Here is a 19,742-nt window from a genome sequence, read left to right on the forward strand (position 1 = left end):
GCATTAGATTAGGAAATAGTCCAAGGCCTTTAGAATAAGCAGAAGGGATAAGCATGGCGCTGAATGACCAATCGACCCAGATTCGCCCAGGCGAAGAACTTGATGCCAGCCTGATCGATCCCTACCTCAAGGCCCATATCCCTGGCCTGAGCGGCACGCCCACGATCAGCCAATTTCCCGGCGGCGCGTCGAACCTGACTTACCTGCTGGAATACCCCGACCAGGAGTTCGTCCTGCGCCGCCCGCCGTTTGGTCACAAGGCCAAGTCCGCCCACGACATGGGCCGCGAATACCGCATTCTCAACCAGCTCAAAGACGGCTTCCCTTATTGCCCCAAGGCCTACGTGCATTGCACCGATGAATCGGTGATCGGCGCCGAGTTCTACGTGATGGAGCGCGTCAACGGCATCATCCTGCGCTCCGACCTGCCACCCGAACTGGGCCTGGACGCGACCAGGACCGAAGCCTTGTGCAAGAGCTTCATCGACAAGTTCGTCGAGCTGCATCAAGTGGACTACAACGCCTGCGGCCTGGCCGACCTGGGCAAACCTGAAGGTTATGTGGCGCGCCAGATCCGTGGCTGGAGCGACCGCTACGAAAAAGCCCTGACCCCCGACGCGCCAAAATGGGAGGCGGTACGCGCCTGGCTCAATGACAAGATGCCAGCCGACCACACCACATCCAGCATCGTGCACAACGACTACCGCTTCGATAATGTGATCCTGGACCCACACAACCCGATGCAGATCATCGGCGTGCTGGACTGGGAACTGACCACCCTCGGCGATCCGTTGATGGACCTGGGCAACACCCTCGCCTATTGGATCGAAGCGGCGGACCCGGCCCCGGTGCAACTGATGCGCCGCCAGCCGAGCAATGCGCTCGGCATGCTGACCCGCCGCGAGTTCGTGGATTACTACGCCGAACGCTCAGGCATCCAGATCGACAATTTCGACTTCTACTACACCTACGGCCTGTTCCGCCTGGCCGGCATCGTGCAGCAGATCTACTACCGCTTCTTCCATGGCCAGACCCAGGACAAACGCTTTGCGCAGTTCATTCACATGAACAAGCTGCTGGAGCAGATGAGCCTGAGCGTCATCGCTAAATCAGCCCTCTGATCGCACAAAAACAAGGAACCCCCATGTCCAAGACTCATCTGTTCGACCTCGACGGCAAGATCGCGTTTGTCTCCGGCGCCAGCCGTGGCATCGGTGAGGCCATCGCCAGGTTGCTGGCCCAGCAAGGTGCCCATGTAATCGTCTCCAGCCGCAAGCTTGAAGGCTGCCAGCACGTGGCCGACGCGATCATCGCAGACGGCGGCAAGGCCACGGCGGTTGCCTGCCACATCGGTGAAATGGAGCAGATCACCCAGGTGTTCGCCGGCATTCGCGAGCAGTTCGGTCGCCTGGATATCCTGGTCAACAATGCCGCCACCAACCCGCAGTTCTGCAACGTGCTGGACACTGACCTGGGTGCATTCCAGAAGACCGTTGACGTGAACATTCGCGGCTACTTCTTCATGTCGGTGGAAGCCGGCAAGCTGATGCGCGAAAACGGCGGCGGCAGCATCATCAACGTGGCTTCGATCAACGGCATCTCGCCGGGTGTATTCCAGGGCATCTACTCGGTGACCAAGGCCGCCGTGATCAACATGACCAAAGTGTTCGCCAAGGAATGCGCCGAGTTCGGCATCCGCTGCAATGCCCTGCTGCCCGGCCTGACCGACACCAAGTTCGCCTCGGCACTGGTGAAGAACGACGCGATTCTGAAAATGGCCCTGGCGCAGATCCCGCTCAAGCGCGTGGCCGACCCAGGCGAGATGGCCGGTGCGGTGCTGTTTTTGGCCAGTGATGCGTCCAGCTATACCACCGGCGTGTCGCTGAACGTGGACGGTGGTTTCCTGTCCTGACGCCAGTAAACAAGGGAGCGAACGTGCTCGCTCCCGATACCGCCCGATACGCTTAGAAATCGACCGGGCTCATGTCTATCTTGAAAATGTACAGTTTGCCTTCGGGAGTAGTGACGCCTAGTAACTTGAATAATTGCCCATTACTCAAGGCCTCGGAAACACGTCGTGCTGCAGGCAAATTGGGATCGGATGAATTCAATACGTTGTGCACCCACGTGTTGGTCATTTGCCGTGAGTGTACTGTCGATCCGAGACTGACGTTGCCAAGCTTGCCGGCAGGGTTAGAGCTGACATGCTTGGCTTCCAGAAGATAGATACTTCCAGTCGGCCCTTCAAACACGCAATCGAAGCCATTCTGCCCTTCCCCGTAGGTTCCGCCGCGCAGCAACGTATACCCATCCTCGGTCAATCGGGCCGCATACATCTTTTCATTCAATTTACCCTTGCCCTTGTCGTCGCGGGCATTACGTACTGCTTTCCACTCTTCCAGCAGCACATTTTCGGACTGCGATCGCTCTCTCTCAGGATAGTACAGTTGCATTTGCCCGACGATGCGCTGCATGTTGAAGTTACCGTTTTTTGAGCATTTGATTGTTGCCAAACCTTGAAGCGCGTCAAATTTCGGCATTCCCGGCGGCAGCGCACTGTGAATTGACGCCAGACAGTCATAAGGGTAACCCTGCCGCCATATATAAGCGTCTATCAACGCGCCTTTTTCCGCTACCGGTGCACGGCGGATGTTCGGTTCACAAAACCCTATTATTTGCCGTAAATAACTGCGTACATAACTGTATGCCCGCTGGTCAATACTGCTATTAACCCAATCGAACGCTACCGTTCGCCCCGGATACCCGCAGATCGCTCGGGATGACTGAAGAAGATTCGGTATTTTATCGATGGCGAGTACCGGCACCCACGAGTCGGGGGCGCCGCCCATTTCAATGAAGATATCCGGTACGCTTTGAGTGCCTGGCCCGACCATTTTAAAATGCAACTGCGCGCTGTCGAACAAGACTTTGCAAAACCCGGAGTTCATCGATAAATACTGCACATTATTGATTGTATAAATACCCTCCTCCCCGATCCATCCAACCTTTTTCAGTACACCTATCTTAGCCACTGCAAACAGATCGGAAACTGCAAGAGGAACATTGCCTGACAAGTTCCCATAGTTGACATCCATAAAATATAGTTCGGCCCCGATCATGAAGGGTTTTTTTCTCTGAAATACAGGCACGTTCGTAAGCGGGACATTTACCGGCAATGTATAAAGATCAATATTCCAGACTGGGTCAATACGTGCGACGTTCGATAAACTAATAGTGTTCGCTGCAGCGGCCAGCGAGGCCGATGAAGTACTGTGACTCAATGAGGAAGAGGATGAACTGGCGCTTATGCTTGGGGAAGAAGAGGATGAGTCAATTGAAGTACCGGCGCGCCAAGTGTTCGACGCTTGCATCCGGTGAAGTGCCGGGCCGCGTACCTGGCGCGAACTGAGCGGCCGTTCTCGCCATTCGCCGGTGCTGGGATCGCGCTCGACAACAATCGTTGTTATCTCGTTCAGGTTGGGGCCGGGTTCAAGGTTTAAGTAAGTACGCTCTTCAAATTCCCGCAGCCCGGTGACGGGATCAGGTGCCGGTATGGGGTCGCCAGGGGGAACGAACACAGCGCCTGAAGTGGCGTCGGAGGATGACGGCAAATCAATAATGCGCCGATAAGTCGCGCCAGATACGTCAGGAGAAAGATCGCCTTGAAAGGGTATGGCGACAGGCGGTCTGGACCCGGCGGCGAAGTCAAAGACAGGCGAAGAAACCCGGGCGTCGGGAGCGGCACCGCTGGGGCGGTTGGTCGCGCGCCCTGGAGCCGACTGTAACGGGGGGGAAGTAAATTGCTTCATAGAATATCCTTAGACTATGTAATGACCGACTGAAAGAGCCGCATTAAATTAACGTGAGCACGTCAACTTAAATTGAAATAACGAGTTGATCGGCCGAAACAGGCTGCATGCCGTCGGCCTTCAACTTCCAGTCATCAGCCGCAACATCATAATAAATACCTCCCAGCGTCCCATCGGCCATGTTGATACCCACTATCGGAATGAGAGGTACAAACACAGTGCTTCTTTGTCGGCTCTGACGTAATAACTTAAGCAGCCCGGCAACCGAGCTGCCAAGCGTGGCGGTCACCTGTGACAGGTAGGCTTTTTTGATATCCAACCTGATGTCATAACGCGCCCCTTCCCTTGAGTGAATTCTTATATTTTCCAGCGGCACATCCGGATCGTCATACACGGGCACCTGTACCGAGACACTGCCGATTTTCAGGTGGCCGCCGCTGACAACAATACTGTCGATATCAACGCTCTCGACCAGCCCGGTACAGTAAACGTCCCATGTCGACGCATCAGACGTTTTACGCAAAGCGCCTGGCGTTGACAGTTCGATATTCGCCCAAGACGTTAGATAAACCTCATACACCCCACCTCGTCCTGACAACAGATAACTTGACGTGTGTGGTGCCTCACATAATTCCACCCGTTGTGGTCTGGCAGTCAAGTTTATGTTTTTGGCCCGTCGCGGCCTGAAGAATGGATAATGGCCGTACCTCAACACCAGCGAGCGCATACCATCGTCTACCGTATAACCTGGGCTGGCATGATCACGGATATAAGACTGTGTGGGCGGCAACAGCCGATAAGACACGCCGTTGCGCATAACTACTATAAACTCAGCGCGCAACTTGAATGCCGATGCCTGCAATGCCCCGCCGACACTTGTCCAGGTGGCGACCCGTTGCGCTGCATAGTCGTTAAGGCTAAGGATTCGACCGTCGCCGAATTTAAATGTGATCAGCGCATTTTCATAATACAAATATTCAAAATTACCGCATCGTCGCGACGACACGTCATAGCTCGTATATACCCCGGCGAGTTCACTACTGTCATAGTCCACATACAGGCAGCAGCGGGAGCGTTCATCAATGACACCCGCCTCAACGGTTGTCATGGCATGACCGCGGACGACAAAGTAATTACAACTGCCTGGCGCCAGAGTCACCGACTGACCAGGCCCCAGAATAACGGGGAATACCGTTGGGCCGGAGGGTACGACGACCTCCATGCTCACCGGCGGCTCCCCTGCCGCCTCCAATTCCTCAAGCAGCAACGGCACGATTCGATAGCCGTCCTGCGTCAGAAAGCTGAACAGTTTATTGACCAGACAACGCTTGCCGCCGCGTGCCACGTAGACGTTCTCGATAGTGACGCTGGGGCCTGGCCATTCGCCGTCCTGCCCCCTGGTGGACGTCACCTTCAGATCATTACCCGCTATCCACCAACGCTGAATACGGTTGAATGCCCAGTTAAGCAGAATGAGGCTCTGCTGCTGGCCATCCTCTTCAATAACGACATCCCTCGCACTCTCAGAGATTTCGTAGTAGTCGGCGCCTGGCCCACCGTTCACCCTGGCAGCCACGCCATTGATCAGTAACTGATCATCCCCTGCTTTAGCATCGGCGTTATCTTGGCGCCCCTTCAACACGATACGATTGGCTTCACCGGTACCGGTAACAACGCTGGAGGCACCCGCCAGGGTCGAAACATTTTCGATGCCCCACAACCGCATAGTCTGTTCACCGTTGCGCGCATTGTCGGTGACCAGATGCACAGTCCCCGCATCAAGGTTCACATTGAACCCGACAGCATCCGCCCGCCCTGCCACGCCGGCAAAGTTCAAGGTGTCGATGCCTGCGTTACCGACCAGATTCGAGATGGGCACAGGCGTCTCTACGGCAGCAAAGGTGCCCGGCGGCACGCTGAACATGAATTCATCGTTCTGGCTACCGCCAACCAGGTGCTTTTTGCCCTCGTCATAGTGGAAGTGGTTCGGGCCGTCACGCATGCCCGCCACAAAGTCGTTGCCCCCGCCGAGCAACCAGACCACACCTTTTTCAGGCCCCTTGGTGCCCCAGGTTGCATCGGGCAGTTGATCAATGGCCCCCGCTTGACCCGCGTCGATGTAGTCATCCGCATCCTGAATGACCGGCTCACGAACTTTCGTGTAGGGGCTCTCCCCCGCCTCATCATCCCATTGATACTTCCAATGCTGCACCGTCTGCAGGCGCACCTCGAACTTGCCATTGACAACGGCCTGCACACTGTCTTTCAGCTCGCCGTCAAGCAATGTCCTGGCCTGGGTCTTCAGGCTTGCTGAATAGACGCTGTGCGTGCGACTGATCTTGTAGCGATCAAGTACGCTTTCATCGAGTTCAATACCTGCAAACGAAAACCAGCCGCTGCGCAGACGCTCGTGGGTGCTCAGCTCGATGTAGTCATCTATCTCGTCCACCACTCGACCCGCCGCGTAGGCGCGCGCGCCGATGATCAGCAGCGCCGAGGCGAGCACACCCACCGGTCCGGCTGCACTGAACCCTGCCAACGCAGCCACCCCAAGCCCAATACTCAGCGTTGCGCTGGCGAGACTCAAACCAGCTTCGACGTACAAGTCCTGAGCTTCCTTGCCTTTTGACTTCAGCGCATTTGAAAGAGCGATGCCCGCCTGGGCAAGATCAAAAGGCACGGTCAATATCGAAGCAATCAACCCAGCACCGCGCCGCAACAACAAACCGGCGCGCGATGCGCCAAAACCGCTGTAGGCCGCATGGGCGGCACCCATCATTTTTTTGCCGATACGCTCCAACGCCAGCTCAAGCCCCACGGACAACCCTTCCGCAGTCAACGCACCCGCCTCAAACAATAGCGTAGCGGTGTCGCCCGTTCTGATCGCTTCGCCTATACCTTGTATTGCACTGTAGAAACCGTAGAGCTGAAGGCCGGAACCCAGGGTTTGAACGCTGCCGCTTCTGACTTTGTCGGCCCAGGCCGGCAGAGAGTCTGCGGCATTCATGTCGTTAAGATTGACGTTTTGTACCGACTTCAAAAGTCGCTCCAACTTGGTGACCTGCGTAGCTGAAGCATGCGTGTCACTCAATAAGGCAGGCGCCACTTGCGAACGCAGTGATGCCAGTTCAAACAACGTCGCAGTGGCCTGGTTACCCGTGTCATCGCAACAGGCCGCCAGATACGTCTCAAGATGTGAAGCAGAAAATGTCACTTGGTCAATCAAGCCCTGATCCGCTTCACTGACCGTAAACCGCCGTTCGGAAAGCGGCGCTCCTGCCACACGCGCGCCCATTTTATCCAGGGCCACCCGGCTGGCCGATATCTCGCCAATACTCATCAGTCCCAGTTTTTTATCCAGATCCGTCAAAGCCTTTTGACGTTGCTGTGAGGCCGATGCAGCCTCTTGTTGCAACTCGTCCATAGAATGGAACTCCAGTCATCGACGATAAAAAATCGCCTGATCAATGCGAAAACCGCTTGCGCACTGGATCAATACTGAAGGGTTGCGTGGTGAACCTGAGGTGCATACATAAAGCGCAAACGCGGGGCTGATCACGCATTCGGCGGTTGCTGGCAACGCGACGGTTTACGCAGAGACCGTTTTGAGTGCACGCCCCCTGCGAGTAATCTTGGCGCAGATTCACGCCTTGGGATGAAACATGGAACTGCACATCGTCATCAAGGGCCGCAAGGACTTGGCGGCCCAGTTATATCAGCAACTGCGCGAAGCCATTGCCGCCGGGCGTCTCGCGGCAGGTGCGCAACTGCCACCCAGCCGCCTGCTGGCCGAGCAGTTGGGCGTCTCGCGCAAGACCGTCTCCGACACCTACGCCACGCTGACCTACGAAGGTCTGCTGGTGGGCAGGATCGGCCGAGGCACCTTCGTCAACGCGTGGGCGCCGCCTGCGGATCGCCTGCAAACCGCCACCGACCTGGCCTGTGCCGCCAACCTGGCGAAATGGCAAGCGCTGCCCTCACCCATGCGCCACCCCACCCGCGACAACACCCTGCGCTACGAGTTTCTCGGCGGCGCCACCAGCCGCAACCAGTTCCCCCAGGATGAATGGCGACGCTGCACCCAGGACGCCCTGCGCCGTATCGCGCAGAACAGCGGTTTCTACAGCCAACCCGAAGGCTTGTCGGCACTGCGCAGTGCGATTGCCGGGCATATCGCGTTTTCCCGGGGCGTCAACTGCCGCGACGATGATATTGTCGTCACCAACGGCGCGCAGCAGGCGCTGGACCTGCTGGCCCGCGTGGTGCTGGAACCGGGCAGCATCGTCGCCATGGAAGATCCCGGTTACAGCCCCGCACGCCAGTTGTTCCAGGCGATGGGCGCCAGCGTCGCCAGTGTGCCGGTGGATGACCAAGGCATTCAGGTGGATCAGATCCCCGATGGCACACGGCTGATCTACGTCACGCCCTCCCACCAGTTCCCCCTGGGCATGCCCATGAGCCTGCCACGTCGGGAAGCCCTCTTGGCCCGTGCTTTCGCGCTGGGCGCAATCATCATCGAAGACGACTACGACAGCGAGTTTCGCTACGAAGGCCGCCCTACCGACTCCCTGCAAAGCATGGACACCCGTGGCGTGGTCACTTACGTCGGCACCTTCTCCAAAACCCTGCTTCCCGAGCTGCGCCTGGGGTATCTGGTGTTGCCGCCGGCGATTTACGGCGCGGTGGTCAAGGCCAAGCAATTGACCGACCAGCACAGCTCCACATTGCCGCAGTGGGCGCTGGCCAAGTTCATCAGCGAGGGCTATTTGCTCAAGCATATCCGCCGCTGCCACACCGTATACGCCGGGCGCCGCGAGCGCATCCTGCAACGCCTGGCCGGGGACTTGTCGCCGTGGTTCGAAGCCGTACCCACCGTGGCGGGGTTTCATATGGCGGCGCTGTGCAAGGTGCCGGTGAATATTGCGTTGCTGATGACCTTGGCGCGTCAGGTCGACGTGGGTGTGTATCCGCTGGACGTGTTCTTTCACGACGCACCGGTGCGACCTGGGTTGATTATTGGATTCGGGGCCATCGAAACCCTGGACATCGACCCGGCACTGGACAAGGTGCGCGACATTCTCCAACAGATTGGCTAGGGGTTTTTCCGGCGCATTGGTCATTGGTCGGCAAAGCACTGCGGCGTAGGGTGGACAGGTCTCGAATCACTTCCACATTTATCAGGGGCGTTTGAACTGGCGTCGCAGGTCTTCAATCTGCTGGCGGCACACGCACCCTTCAAGGTGATCATTGACCATCCCCATCGCCTGCATCAGCGCATACATCGTAGTGGGCCCCACGAACGTCCAGCCGCGTTTTTTCAAGGCCTTGGACAGTCGCACCGAAGCCGATGAGGTCGGATTAGCCGCCCAATAAGCCAGGTCCACCACGGCGGGGCGCTCTTCAGGACCGGGCTCAAACGCCCACAACCACCGCGCCAGCGACCCGGTTTCATCCACCAGCTCACACGCCCGGCGCGCATTGTTGATGGTCGACACGATCTTCGCCCGATTACGCACAATGCCCGGGTCCTGCATCAAGCGTTCGATATCGGCCTCGCCATACTGCGCCACCCGACGAAAATCAAAGCCGTCGAACGCCTGCCGGAAGCTGTCGCGCTTGCGCAAAATGGTGATCCACGCCATTCCCGCCTGAAAGCCTTCCAGGCAAATCTTTTCGTACAGCTGGACATCATCCGCCACCGGCACGCCCCACTCATGGTCGTGGTAACGCGGGTATTCCGGCGCCGAGGTGCGCCAGCTGCAATGGCTGTGGCCCGCTGCGTCAGTGGTCAATCCTGGAGTGTCCATCCCTTACCTCATAAGCCGAGCGGCGGATGATAGACGAAATTTTTTCCACCCTGCCAACCGCTCAAGCACCACCCTCAGCGACCAACTGGTCAGACCGGGACTTGTCAATCACCCAATAATGACTTGTGGTTTCGAAAAAACCCGGCGTAGACTGGCCTCGCACTGGACTTACCGGTATGACCACAACAATTAAGCCCTGGAACCACCAGGGCACCGAATAGAGATCCCTCCCATGCTCAGATGGTGCTCGCGTTCGATTTTCCTGCAAGTCGTGATTGGCCTGATGTTAGGCATCATCTGCGGCCTGGCCCTTCCCGAATTCTCTTCGCAACTCAAACCCCTCGGCGATGGCTTTATCAAGCTGATCAAAATGCTGATTGGCCTGATCGTGTTCTGCGTGGTGGTCAGTGGCATTTCCGGCGCCGGCGACTTGAAGAAAGTCGGCCGCATCGGCCTCAAGTCCGTGATCTACTTTGAAATCCTCACCACCATTGCCCTAGTGATCGGCCTGATCATGGCGTTCAGCACCGGTATCGGCCAAGGCGCCAATATCCACCTGGAACAGCTCTCCTCCGCGGGCCTCAATGAACTGGCCGACAAGGGCCAGCACATCAAAGGCACCAGCCAGTTCCTGATGGACCTGATCCCCAACTCGGTGATCGGCGCATTTGCCGACAACAACGTGCTGCAAGTACTGCTGTTCTCGGTGCTGTTCGGCAGCGCGCTGAACCTGGTGGGCGAAGCGGCCTCGGGCATCACTCGGCTGATCAACGAACTGAGCCACGTGATCTTCCGCATCATGGGCATGATCGTGCGCCTGGCGCCGATCGGCGTGTTCGGCGCAATCGCCTTCACCACCAGCACCTACGGCCTGGATTCGCTGCAACACCTGGGCAGTCTGGTTGGCCTGTTCTACCTGACCTGCTTTGCCTTCGTCGCGCTGATCCTCGGCCTGGTGATGCGCCTGTCGGGCCTGCGCATGCTGCCGCTGCTCAAGTACCTGCGCGAGGAACTGCTGATCGTGATGGGGACCGCGTCCTCCGACGCCGTGCTGCCCCAGGTCATGCGCAAACTCGAACACCTCGGAATCGGCAGCTCCACCGTTGGCCTGGTGATTCCGACGGGTTACTCGTTCAACCTCGACGGTTTCTCGATCTACCTGACCCTGGCCATCGTCTTTATCGCCAACGCCACCGGCACACCGCTGTCGATGACCGATTTACTGACCATCCTGCTGGTGTCGTTGATCACCTCCAAAGGCGCCCACGGGATTCCCGGCTCGGCGCTGGTGATTCTGGCGGCAACGCTGACAGCAATCCCGGCGATTCCGGTGGTGGGCCTGGTGCTGGTACTGGCGGTGGACTGGTTCATGGGCATTGGTCGCGCATTGACTAACCTGATCGGCAACTGCGTCGCCACCGTGGCCATTGCCCGCTGGGAAAAAGACATCGATATCCAACGCGCCAACAAGGTGTTGGACGGCCAGCAAGGGTATGCCTTCCAGGCCAAGAAGCCGGTGTTACCGGCGCATCAAGAGTTCTGATCCGCTTTCAGCACGACACAAATCAATGTGGGAGAGGGCTTGCCCCCTCCCACATTGGTTCATCACAAGATTTACTGCTGTATTAGCAAAATTAAGGAAGTATCGACGTGATCAGCACCTCAACCGTCGTCAATTCAGTCGTAGAGAAACTGCGCGCCGCCTTGGCGCGGGGTCAGTGGCGTCGTGGCGAAATGCTGCCCGGCCAACGTGAACTGGCTGAACAGATGGGCATCAGCCGCCCCAGCCTGCGCGAGGCGGTGATCGTACTGGAAACCCTTGGCCTCGTGCGCTCGATGCCCGGCAAAGGTGTGGTGGTGCTGGAAACCAGCGTCAGCGAGCCCCAATCCAGCGACGCCGTGGCCGACGCCAGCCTCGAAGACATCCTGCAACTGCGCTACACCCTCGAACCCTTCATCGTCGGTCTCGTCGCCCAATCCATCAGCAGCAAGGAAGTCGGCCAGTTGCGCCTGACGCTGATGGACATGCGCGAAGCCCTCGACGCCGGAGACGCCGAAGCGGGGATGAACGCCTACATCGCCTTCCACGAAGAACTGTTCGCTCTCACCTCCAACCCGATCTTCCAGAACGTGGTGCAACAGACCAGCAACGCCCTCAAGCAAAGCGCCCAGGTGCTGCGCAATTCGCCGGAACACCTGGCCGAGCGCCTGCAGGAAAACGACGCCGTGGTACGCGCCATCCGCAATAAAAACAGCGCCCTGGCCAGCGCCGAAATGCGCAAGCACATCCTCCAGGAAGGCTTGCGCATGGGTATCCGCTTGAACATCCCGGACGACCATCTGGGCAGCTGACTTTTTGGAGACGACCATGACCGCCCACGCCCTGCACCGCGAGCCCTTCCTCCCTGCCCTGCGCCTGGTTGCCGGTAAAAAGCCCTCGGTGGACGACATCTACCCACGGCTGTTCGACGCGATCCTCGAACAACGCATCGCCCCGGCCAGCCGGTTTACCGAAGAAAGCCTGGGTGAAACCTTTGGCGTAAGCCGCAGTGTGATTCGCCGGGTGTTGGCCAAGCTGTCCCATCAGCAAGTGATCATCCTGCGCCCCAACCAGCGCGCCCAAGTGGCGGCACCAGATGCGCAGCAGACCCGGCAGATCCTCGAAGCACGGCGCATGACCGAAATGACCGTGGTGCAACTGGCCTGTGCCCAGGCGACATCCTCGCAAATACGCCAACTGCGCGAGCTGATCGCCCGTGAACGTGAGTGCATAGAACGCGACCAGCGTGGGCCGGCGATTCGCTTGTCGGGGGAGTTTCACCTGCACTTGGCGGCCATTGCGGCGAATGGGCCACTGGCGCAGTTTTTGAACAGCCTGGTGCCGTTGACGTCGTTGGTCATTGCGCAATTTGAAGCGAAAGCCTGCACGTATTGCGCGTGGCAGGAACATGTGGCGATTGTGGATGCGGTGGAACAGCGGGATTCGGCAACAGCAATGACATTGATGACCCAACACCTCGATCACCTGGAAGCCAAGTTGCTGAAACACCACTGACCTCCAGCCAAATCGAGGTGTAAATGTGGGAGGGGGCTTGCCCCCGATGGCGGTGTATCAGTCAACCTATTCATGACTGACACACCGCTATCGGGGGCAAGCCCCCTCCCACATTGGCCCTCTATTGTTTGATAAATCTGGATCCAACAAAAAAGCCCCTGCATCTCACGATGCAGGGGCTTTTGTTCTAGCCGCTAAATCAAGCCGGTTGCAGCACCGACTGACCGCTCAACGCCAAGTCCAGCAACTCACGGTTGGCCACCGCGTACATGGCGTAGTCCGTGCCGACCGCAGCACGGATTTCCACCATCATGGCGACCCAACGATCGGCCATGTCCTTGTGCTGCTCAAGCCACAGGGCCACACGGGCTTCCATGTCTTGTGGCGCGTCGGCCATTTGCAGGACAGAAATGGTGATCGCCCGTTGCTGCCAGTCCACGTCGTCGCGGAAGGCTTCGCGGGCCTGGGCCTGCCAATTGTTGGCAACCGGCAGATCACTGATCTGCTGCAGGTACCATGGCAAGTCCAGGGCGCTGCCAACGGCAAAGTAGGCCTTGGCCACTTCAGCGGCGTCATGCCCGGTCACGTCGGCGGCTTCGATGATTGGCAGCAAGGTGTACAGGTGAGTCGTACCTGCAACCATGCGCGCCAACAATTCCGGCACGCCCGCTTCGGTGTAAGCCTGATAACGGTTCTGCCAACCTTCGCGGGTCGGGCCTTCCAGCAGTTCGTCAAGCTTGAGGCCCAACGCTGCCAGGTGCGGACCGAAGTGCGCGGTATCACGCCCGGCGTCCTGTTCGTTGCGACGGCTGCGCAGGAACCAACGCGTGGCGCGACGGCCCAGGCGCATCAGCTCGTCCATCAACTGCAATTGCACGTCAGCGCTAACCTGGTGGTCCAGGGCTTCGATCTGACGGAACCAGTGCGGGAGGTGGAAAATGTCACGCACGATCACGTAGGCGCCGGCCACGTTCGCCGGGCTCATGCCGGTCGACTCTTTGAGTCGTTGAACGAAAGTGATGCCCATGTGGTTGACCAGGTCGTTGGCGATCTGGGTGCTGACAATCTCACGCTTGAGACGATGGCGACGCATGGCTTCGCCGAACTTGGCCACCAGGCTCGGAGGGAACGCGGTCTCCATGTCACGGGTCAGGTACTCGTCATCCGGCACCTGGGACTTGAGCAACGCTTCCTTGAGATCGATCTTGCTGTACGAGATCAGTACCGACAGTTCCGGACGGGTCAGGCCCTTGCCGTTGGCGGCGCGCTCGATGAGCTGCTCCTCGGTCGGCAGGTACTCGATGGCGCGGTCCAACTTGCCACGGCCTTCCAGGTCGCTCATCAGGCGCTTGTACTCGGCTGCTCGCTCATAAGCCTTGCGGGCGGCCAGGGACAGGGCCTGCGTCTGCTTGTAGTTGTTGCCCAACACCAGGCTGCCGACTTCGTCGGTCATGCTCGCCAGCAACTGATTGCGTTGCTTGTCGGTCATGTCACCGGCCTGCACCACTTCGTTGAGCAGGATCTTGATGTTCACTTCGTGGTCGGAGCAGTCCACGCCACCGGCGTTGTCGATGAAGTCGGTGTTGGAACCGCCGCCATTGAGGCCGAATTCCACACGACCCAGTTGGGTCATGCCGAGGTTACCGCCCTCGCCCACCACCTTGCAGCGCAGTTCGTTGCCGTTGACACGCAGCGCGTCGTTGGCCTTGTCGCCCACATCGGCGTGGCTTTCGGTGCTGGCCTTGACGTACGTACCGATACCACCGTTCCACAACAGGTCCACCGGCGCCTTGAGCAAGGCGTTCAGCAGTTCGGTCGGGGTCAGCTTGTCGGCCGAGATGTCGAAGCGTTCTTTCATCTGTGGCGAGATGGCAATGCTCTTCGCGCTGCGCGAGAAGATGCCGCCGCCTTCGGACATGATGCTGGTGTCGTAGTCGGTCCAGGCCGAACGCGGTAGCTCGAACATGCGCTGACGCTCGACGAAGCTGGTCGCCGGGTTCGGGTTTGGATCGATGAAGATGTGCAGGTGGTTGAAGGCGGCGACCAGTTGCAGCTTGTCGGACATCAACAGACCGTTACCGAACACGTCACCGGCCATATCGCCGACGCCCACCACAGTGATGCTGTCTTCCTGCACGTTGATGCCGCGCTCACGGAAGTGACGCTGCACGCCGACCCACGCGCCCTTGGCAGTGATGCCCATTTTCTTGTGGTCGTAACCGGCCGAACCACCGGAAGCGAACGCATCGCCCAGCCAGAAGCCGTAGTCGATGGCAATGCCGTTGGCGATGTCGGAGAAGGTCGCAGTGCCCTTGTCCGCTGCCACCACCAGATACGGGTCATCGTCGTCATGACGTACCACATTCAACGGCGGCACCAGCGCGCCGTCCTTGAGGTTGTCGGTGATGTCCAACAGGCCCGAAATGAAGATGCGGTAGCAGGCGATGCCCTCGGCCGCGATCTCGTCACGGCTGCCGCCCAGTGGCAGGCGACGCGGCAGGAAGCCGCCTTTGGCGCCCACCGGCACGATCACCGAGTTCTTCACCTGCTGGGCTTTTACCAGGCCGAGCACTTCGGTACGGAAGTCTTCTTCACGGTCGGACCAGCGCAGGCCGCCACGCGCAACGTTGCCAAAGCGCAGGTGCACGCCTTCAACCCGTGGCGAGTAGACGAAGATTTCAAACTTCGGCACCGGCTTGGGCAGCTCAGGGATCGCACGCGGGTCGAACTTGAAGCTGAAGTACGACTTGTTCTGGCCGTTGGCGTCGGTCTGGTAGAAGTTGGTACGCAGGGTGGCCTTGATCAGGTCCAGGTAGCGACGCAGGATGCGGTCTTCGTTGAGCACCTGAACATCGTCCAGGGCGCTGAGGATCGCTTGTTCCAGGCGCAGCTGCTTGTCTTCCAGGTCGTCGGCGGTGAGCTTGCGTGCCAGGTAGAAGCGCGTCTTGAACAACCGGGTCAACTCGCGGGCGATGTCGGTGTGGTTGTTCAGGGTGCTGGCGATGTAACCCAGGTCAAAGCCCAGGCGGATCTGCTTCAGGTAACGGGCGTAGGCACGCAGCAGCGCGACGTCGCGCCATGGCAGGCCGGCGGTCAGTACCAGGCGGTTGAACGCATCGTTTTCTGCATCGCCGTGGACGATGTGCACGAACGCGTCCTGCAGGGTGTCGTTGAGCTGCTGGATATCCAGGTTCACGCCTTCGGCGGCGATGAACGCGAAGTCATGGATCCAGAACTCACGGCCATTGGCGTGACGCAGGCGGTACGGGAACTCACCCAGTACGCGCAGGCCGAGGTTTTCCAGGATCGGCAGCACGTCGGACAGCGCCAGCGGGGTGTCGGCGTGGTAGAGCTTGCAATGCAGCTCGCGTTGGCCGGAGACCTGGCCCAGCGGCTGATAGAAGCTCATCACCAGCGGGTTGGCTTCGGTCAGGCTGAGCAGGTGCTGCATGTCGACCACGGCCGAATGCGCCGCGAAACGCTCGCGATAGCCGGCCGGGAAGCCTTTCGGGAAGTCTGCCAGCACGTTGGTGCCGTGGGCTTCGCCGAAGCTTTCCACCACCAGGCTGGAGTAGTCGTCCTGCCAGCTGCGGCAGGCCTGCACCACTTCTTTTTCCAGTTGCAGCGGGTCGATGTCGAGGCGGTTCTTCGGGTCTACCCGCAGAATCAGCTGCACGCGCGCCAGCACGGATTCGGAGAAGAAAGTCCAGAACTCGCAATCCGAGGCTTTCAGGCGATCCATCAGCACTTGCTGGATCTTCTGGCGCACTTCGGTGGAATAGATGTCACGCGGCACGTAGGCCAGGCAGTAGCAGAAACGACCGTACGGGTCTTTGCGCAGAAAGACGCGGATCTTGTTGCGTTCCTGGATCTGCACGATGGACATCACCGTGCTGAAGAGCTCGTCGACCGGGGTCTGGAACAGGTCGTCACGGGGCAGTACTTCAACGACCTGGGCCAGTTCCTTGCCCAGGTGCGCCTTGGCCTGGAAGCCCGAGCGGCGTTCGATCTCGGCCACCTTGCGACGGATGTACGGGATGACGCGCACGCTTTCGCCATACACCGAAGAGGTGTACAGGCCCATGAAGCGGTGTTCCTTGATCACCTTGCCGTCGGCATCGATCTCGCGGATCGACACGTAGTCCGGGTAAGCCGGGCGGTGTACGCGGCTCGGGTGCGCGGCCTTGGCGAACGACAGCACGGTCGGTTCACGCAGGTAGGACACGGCGTAGTCTTCGATGCGCAGGTCGTCGGCGGTGAGGCCGGCGCGCAGCAGCTTGGTCAGACCGAGGAACGAGCTGGCGTCATATTCGATATGCCCGCCATCCGCCTCGTCACGTACCACGAATTCTTCGTAGCCCAGGAAGGTGAAGTGGTTGCCCACCAGCCATTCCAGGAAGTTCTTGATCTCGGCTTTTTCTTCGCCGTCGATGCTGAACTGGCTGGCGTCGATGCCGGCCAGCAGGTCCTGGACCTTGGCTTTCATCGGTTCGAAATCGGCTACGGCCACCCGCACTTCGCCCAGCACCTGCTCAAGCTCTTTGCTCAACACGCTCAGTTCGGCGGCGTTGGCGCAGCGGTCGATTTCCAGGTACATCAGCGATTCTTGCTCGACGCCTTCGCCCTGGGTGCCTTTTGGCAGGATTTCCAGCAACTCGCCTTTGTTCCCACGGCGCACGCTGAGCACGGTGGTCTGCAGGGTGTGGATGCTGTAGCCGCGACGGTTCAGCTCGGTACGCACCGAGTCCACCAGGAACGGCAGGTCATGGTGCAGCACTTCGACCGCGGTGTGGGTCGACTGCCAGCCATGACGTTCGTAATCGGGGTTATAGACCCGCACTTGCGGTTGGGTGTGATCAAAGCGCTCAAGCAGGCGCCAGGCAGACAGGGTGCAACCGGCCAGGTCGGAAAGGCGACGCTGGGTCAGTTCGTCCAGGGAAATGATGCCGAAGAATTGTTCAGCGAACAGCGCCACTTGTGGCAGTGCCTGTTCACTGATGTGCTGCGCCAGTGCCGCTTGCAGTTGATGCTGGAAGTCGGCCTTGCTGGCTGCGGTGAAGAACGCCATCTGTGGTACTCCGCTTGGGCTTGTTATTGATGGAAGCGTCGCGTGTTATCCCCTTGCGGGGAGACCGTCACCTGGATTCGCAGGTCATTACTCAAACACCATAACGAATTCAGAGTGACAGGTGGGTGAAGCTGGACAAGACAGTCAGGTCACATACAACTTCCATAAGATGCACACCTTGCCGGGTGACGGTACGACGGGCAGGTCAGGCGCCTGGAACATGCGCATCCGTTGCGCAGCTTAACGAGTGTAGGAGGACTGCTCTTGCAATGCTGCGACATATTCGGTCATCAGTAAGCAGGGTTCGGGTTGCGACGAGTGCAACCCCACATTCCCACCCGTTGAAAAACGCAATTTTCAAAGCTGCGAGTGCCGAAAATGACTGGTTTTGCCCGTCAGGTCATAACGCATGTGTGACACAGGATGCAGCAGAAAATTCGCCGCAATGGCACAATCGCCCCTTGCAACGCCCTCTCCCAGACAGGATTCCCCATGCTGCAACTGAAAACCGACGCCCTGATGGCCACTCCATGCGACGACGAAGAAGACAACATGGCCATGCTCTGCTGCCACGGCACGACCGGCGAAATGTTCATGTTGACCCGCTATCCGGATGAAGACGAAGTCGAGCTGACCTGGGATTATGAGCCGTCGACCCTGGACGGGCTGAAGGTCACGTTGGGCGACACGACCCTGTTGGTAGAGCTGGCGGCAGGCGATGCCGATGCGCTGGGCGGCAAGGACCAACTACAGATCACCCACGCCACCGCCGCGTCGGAGATGGCCGAGCTGGAACAAACCCTGCAGAACATCCTCAAGGGCACCGGCACCTTCAACCGAACCTGAGAGCACCAAAATTCAAATGTGCGAGGGGGCTTGGCGCCTCCCACATTGACCCTGTTCCAAAACAAAATTCCTACAAGTTTTGCCAAAAATACCCGTAACGCCGTTAGTCGCCACCCCCCGCGATGCATTAAAGTAGACGCCCCAGGCCTTGGCAGTTTCCACACGCACAGGCCCCTCTCTCCAGGAACCGTCATCGATGGAACATCGTGAAGCGCTGCTTGCGCTGCGAACCTTTCTTTCTACGCAGATTCTCGGCCAGGAAAAACTCATCGATCGCCTGCTGATCGCCCTGCTCGCCGACGGCCATATGCTGGTGGAAGGCGCACCGGGACTGGCCAAGACCAAGGCCATCAAAGAGTTGGCCGAAGGGATCGAGGCGCAGTTCCATCGCATCCAGTTCACCCCCGACCTGTTGCCCGCCGACATCACCGGCACCGAGATCTATCGCCCGGAAACCGGCAGCTTCGTGTTCCAGCAAGGGCCGATATTCCACAACCTGGTGCTGGCGGACGAAATCAACCGTGCCCCGGCCAAGGTCCAGTCGGCGCTGCTTGAGGCCATGGCCGAGCGCCAGGTCAGCGTCGGGCGCAGCACCTACGAGCTGTCGCCGCTGTTTTTGGTGATGGCCACCCAAAACCCCATCGAACAGGAAGGCACCTACCCGCTGCCCGAAGCCCAGCTCGACCGGTTCCTGATGCACGTCAAGATCGGCTTTCCCGATGCGGCCGTCGAGCGCCGTATCCTGCAACAGGCCCGTGGCGAAGCCCTCAACGGCGAAACCAAGCCCGAGCGCCGCGTCAGCCAGCAGGCAATCTTCGCCGCGCGCAAGGAAATCCTCGGCCTGTACATGGCCGATGCGGTGGAGGAATACCTGGTGCAACTGGTCATGGCCACGCGCACCCCGGCCAAGTTCGACCCGGAGATGGCCGAGTGGATTGCCTACGGCGCCAGCCCACGTGGCTCCATCGCCCTCGACCGCTGCGCCCGTGCCCACGCCTGGCTGGCCGGACGCGACTTTGTGAGCCCAGAGGATATTCAGGCCGTGCTGTTCGACGTGCTGCGCCACCGCATCATTCTGTCGTTCGAGGCCGAAGCGGCCGGGATTGACCAGGACCGCGTGGTGCAACGCATTCTTGACGTCGTTGCCGTCGCTTGAA

Annotated in this window: 12 protein-coding genes; 8 read left to right on the forward strand and 4 right to left on the reverse strand. The window is 59.1% G+C overall.

Annotation, left to right across the window (positions count from 1 at the left end; translation table 11 throughout):
* Positions 1 to 53: 53 nt before the first annotated feature.
* On the forward strand, positions 54 to 1,121 hold the full coding sequence (locus DNK50_RS18260) for a phosphotransferase family protein (protein WP_112195603.1): 1,068 nt from the start codon (positions 54 to 56) through the stop codon (positions 1,119 to 1,121).
* Positions 1,122 to 1,144: 23 nt separating this feature from the next.
* A complete protein-coding gene (locus DNK50_RS18265) occupies positions 1,145 to 1,912 on the forward strand; it encodes an SDR family oxidoreductase (RefSeq protein ID WP_112195605.1) in 768 nt (255 codons plus the stop codon).
* 52 nt (positions 1,913 to 1,964) lie between these two features.
* Here the strand turns inward: DNK50_RS18265 and DNK50_RS28830 are convergent, their stop codons facing one another.
* Positions 1,965 to 3,809 carry a hypothetical protein gene (locus tag DNK50_RS28830; protein ID WP_162633385.1) on the reverse strand — a complete coding sequence of 615 codons (1,845 nt, stop codon included), beginning with the start codon at positions 3,807 to 3,809 and terminating at the stop codon, positions 1,965 to 1,967.
* Positions 3,810 to 3,876: 67 nt separating this feature from the next.
* The gene (locus DNK50_RS18275) at positions 3,877 to 7,233 is read right to left on the reverse strand and encodes a hypothetical protein (protein WP_112195609.1); all 3,357 of its coding nucleotides are present in this window, start codon (positions 7,231 to 7,233) and stop codon (positions 3,877 to 3,879) included.
* Between the two features lie 238 nt (positions 7,234 to 7,471).
* On the opposite strand from DNK50_RS18275, the gene DNK50_RS18280 reads away from it, so the two are divergent.
* Positions 7,472 to 8,905, forward strand: a complete 1,434-nt coding sequence (locus DNK50_RS18280) for a PLP-dependent aminotransferase family protein (protein WP_112195611.1) — start codon at positions 7,472 to 7,474, stop codon at positions 8,903 to 8,905.
* 81 nt (positions 8,906 to 8,986) lie between these two features.
* On the opposite strand, the gene DNK50_RS18285 is transcribed toward DNK50_RS18280, so the two are convergent.
* A complete protein-coding gene (locus DNK50_RS18285) occupies positions 8,987 to 9,616 on the reverse strand; it encodes a DNA-3-methyladenine glycosylase I (protein WP_112195613.1) in 630 nt (209 codons plus the stop codon).
* 217 nt (positions 9,617 to 9,833) lie between these two features.
* Between DNK50_RS18285 and DNK50_RS18290 the strand changes: the two genes are divergently transcribed.
* The 3 genes from DNK50_RS18290 to DNK50_RS18300 all read left to right on the forward strand — a co-directional run bounded on the left by DNK50_RS18290 (position 9,834) and on the right by DNK50_RS18300 (position 12,671).
* The gene (locus DNK50_RS18290) at positions 9,834 to 11,159 is read left to right on the forward strand and encodes a C4-dicarboxylate transporter DctA (RefSeq protein ID WP_174244871.1); all 1,326 of its coding nucleotides are present in this window, start codon (positions 9,834 to 9,836) and stop codon (positions 11,157 to 11,159) included.
* Positions 11,160 to 11,266: 107 nt separating this feature from the next.
* Complete coding sequence (locus tag DNK50_RS18295) at positions 11,267 to 11,968, forward strand: FadR/GntR family transcriptional regulator (protein WP_099585375.1); 702 nt, start codon at positions 11,267 to 11,269, stop codon at positions 11,966 to 11,968.
* A 16-nt stretch (positions 11,969 to 11,984) separates the two neighbouring features.
* On the forward strand, positions 11,985 to 12,671 hold the full coding sequence (locus tag DNK50_RS18300) for a GntR family transcriptional regulator (RefSeq protein ID WP_099585376.1): 687 nt from the start codon (positions 11,985 to 11,987) through the stop codon (positions 12,669 to 12,671).
* Positions 12,672 to 12,870: 199 nt separating this feature from the next.
* Here DNK50_RS18300 and DNK50_RS18305 read toward each other — a convergent pair whose 3' ends face one another.
* Positions 12,871 to 17,739, reverse strand: a complete 4,869-nt coding sequence (locus DNK50_RS18305) for an NAD-glutamate dehydrogenase (RefSeq protein WP_099585377.1) — start codon at positions 17,737 to 17,739, stop codon at positions 12,871 to 12,873.
* A 492-nt stretch (positions 17,740 to 18,231) separates the two neighbouring features.
* On the opposite strand from DNK50_RS18305, the gene DNK50_RS18310 reads away from it, so the two are divergent.
* The gene (locus DNK50_RS18310) at positions 18,232 to 18,585 is read left to right on the forward strand and encodes a hypothetical protein (protein WP_112195615.1); all 354 of its coding nucleotides are present in this window, start codon (positions 18,232 to 18,234) and stop codon (positions 18,583 to 18,585) included.
* A gap of 196 nt (positions 18,586 to 18,781) precedes the next feature.
* Positions 18,782 to 19,741 (forward strand): MoxR family ATPase, encoded by a 960-nt coding sequence (locus DNK50_RS18315; protein WP_017739127.1) that lies wholly within the window; start codon positions 18,782 to 18,784, stop codon positions 19,739 to 19,741.
* Position 19,742: the final 1 nt, after the last annotated feature.

Origin of the sequence: Pseudomonas sp. LG1E9 (assembly GCF_003290225.1) — a bacterium.
GTDB lineage: Bacteria > Pseudomonadota > Gammaproteobacteria > Pseudomonadales > Pseudomonadaceae > Aquipseudomonas > Aquipseudomonas cyclaminis.

Excerpts from the sequence above, each read along its gene's own strand:
- DNK50_RS18260 (WP_112195603.1), top strand. The coding sequence starts at position 54 with ATGGCGCTGAATGACCAATCGACCCAGATTCGCCCAGGCGAAGAACTT.
- DNK50_RS18265 (WP_112195605.1), top strand. The coding sequence starts at position 1,145 with ATGTCCAAGACTCATCTGTTCGACCTCGACGGCAAGATCGCGTTTGTC.
- DNK50_RS28830 (WP_162633385.1), bottom strand. The coding sequence starts at position 3,809 with ATGAAGCAATTTACTTCCCCCCCGTTACAGTCGGCTCCAGGGCGCGCG.
- DNK50_RS18275 (WP_112195609.1), bottom strand. The coding sequence starts at position 7,233 with ATGGACGAGTTGCAACAAGAGGCTGCATCGGCCTCACAGCAACGTCAA.
- DNK50_RS18280 (WP_112195611.1), top strand. The coding sequence starts at position 7,472 with ATGGAACTGCACATCGTCATCAAGGGCCGCAAGGACTTGGCGGCCCAG.
- DNK50_RS18285 (WP_112195613.1), bottom strand. The coding sequence starts at position 9,616 with ATGGACACTCCAGGATTGACCACTGACGCAGCGGGCCACAGCCATTGC.
- DNK50_RS18300 (WP_099585376.1), top strand. The coding sequence starts at position 11,985 with ATGACCGCCCACGCCCTGCACCGCGAGCCCTTCCTCCCTGCCCTGCGC.
- DNK50_RS18305 (WP_099585377.1), bottom strand. The coding sequence starts at position 17,739 with ATGGCGTTCTTCACCGCAGCCAGCAAGGCCGACTTCCAGCATCAACTG.
- DNK50_RS18310 (WP_112195615.1), top strand. The coding sequence starts at position 18,232 with ATGCTGCAACTGAAAACCGACGCCCTGATGGCCACTCCATGCGACGAC.
- DNK50_RS18315 (WP_017739127.1), top strand. The coding sequence starts at position 18,782 with ATGGAACATCGTGAAGCGCTGCTTGCGCTGCGAACCTTTCTTTCTACG.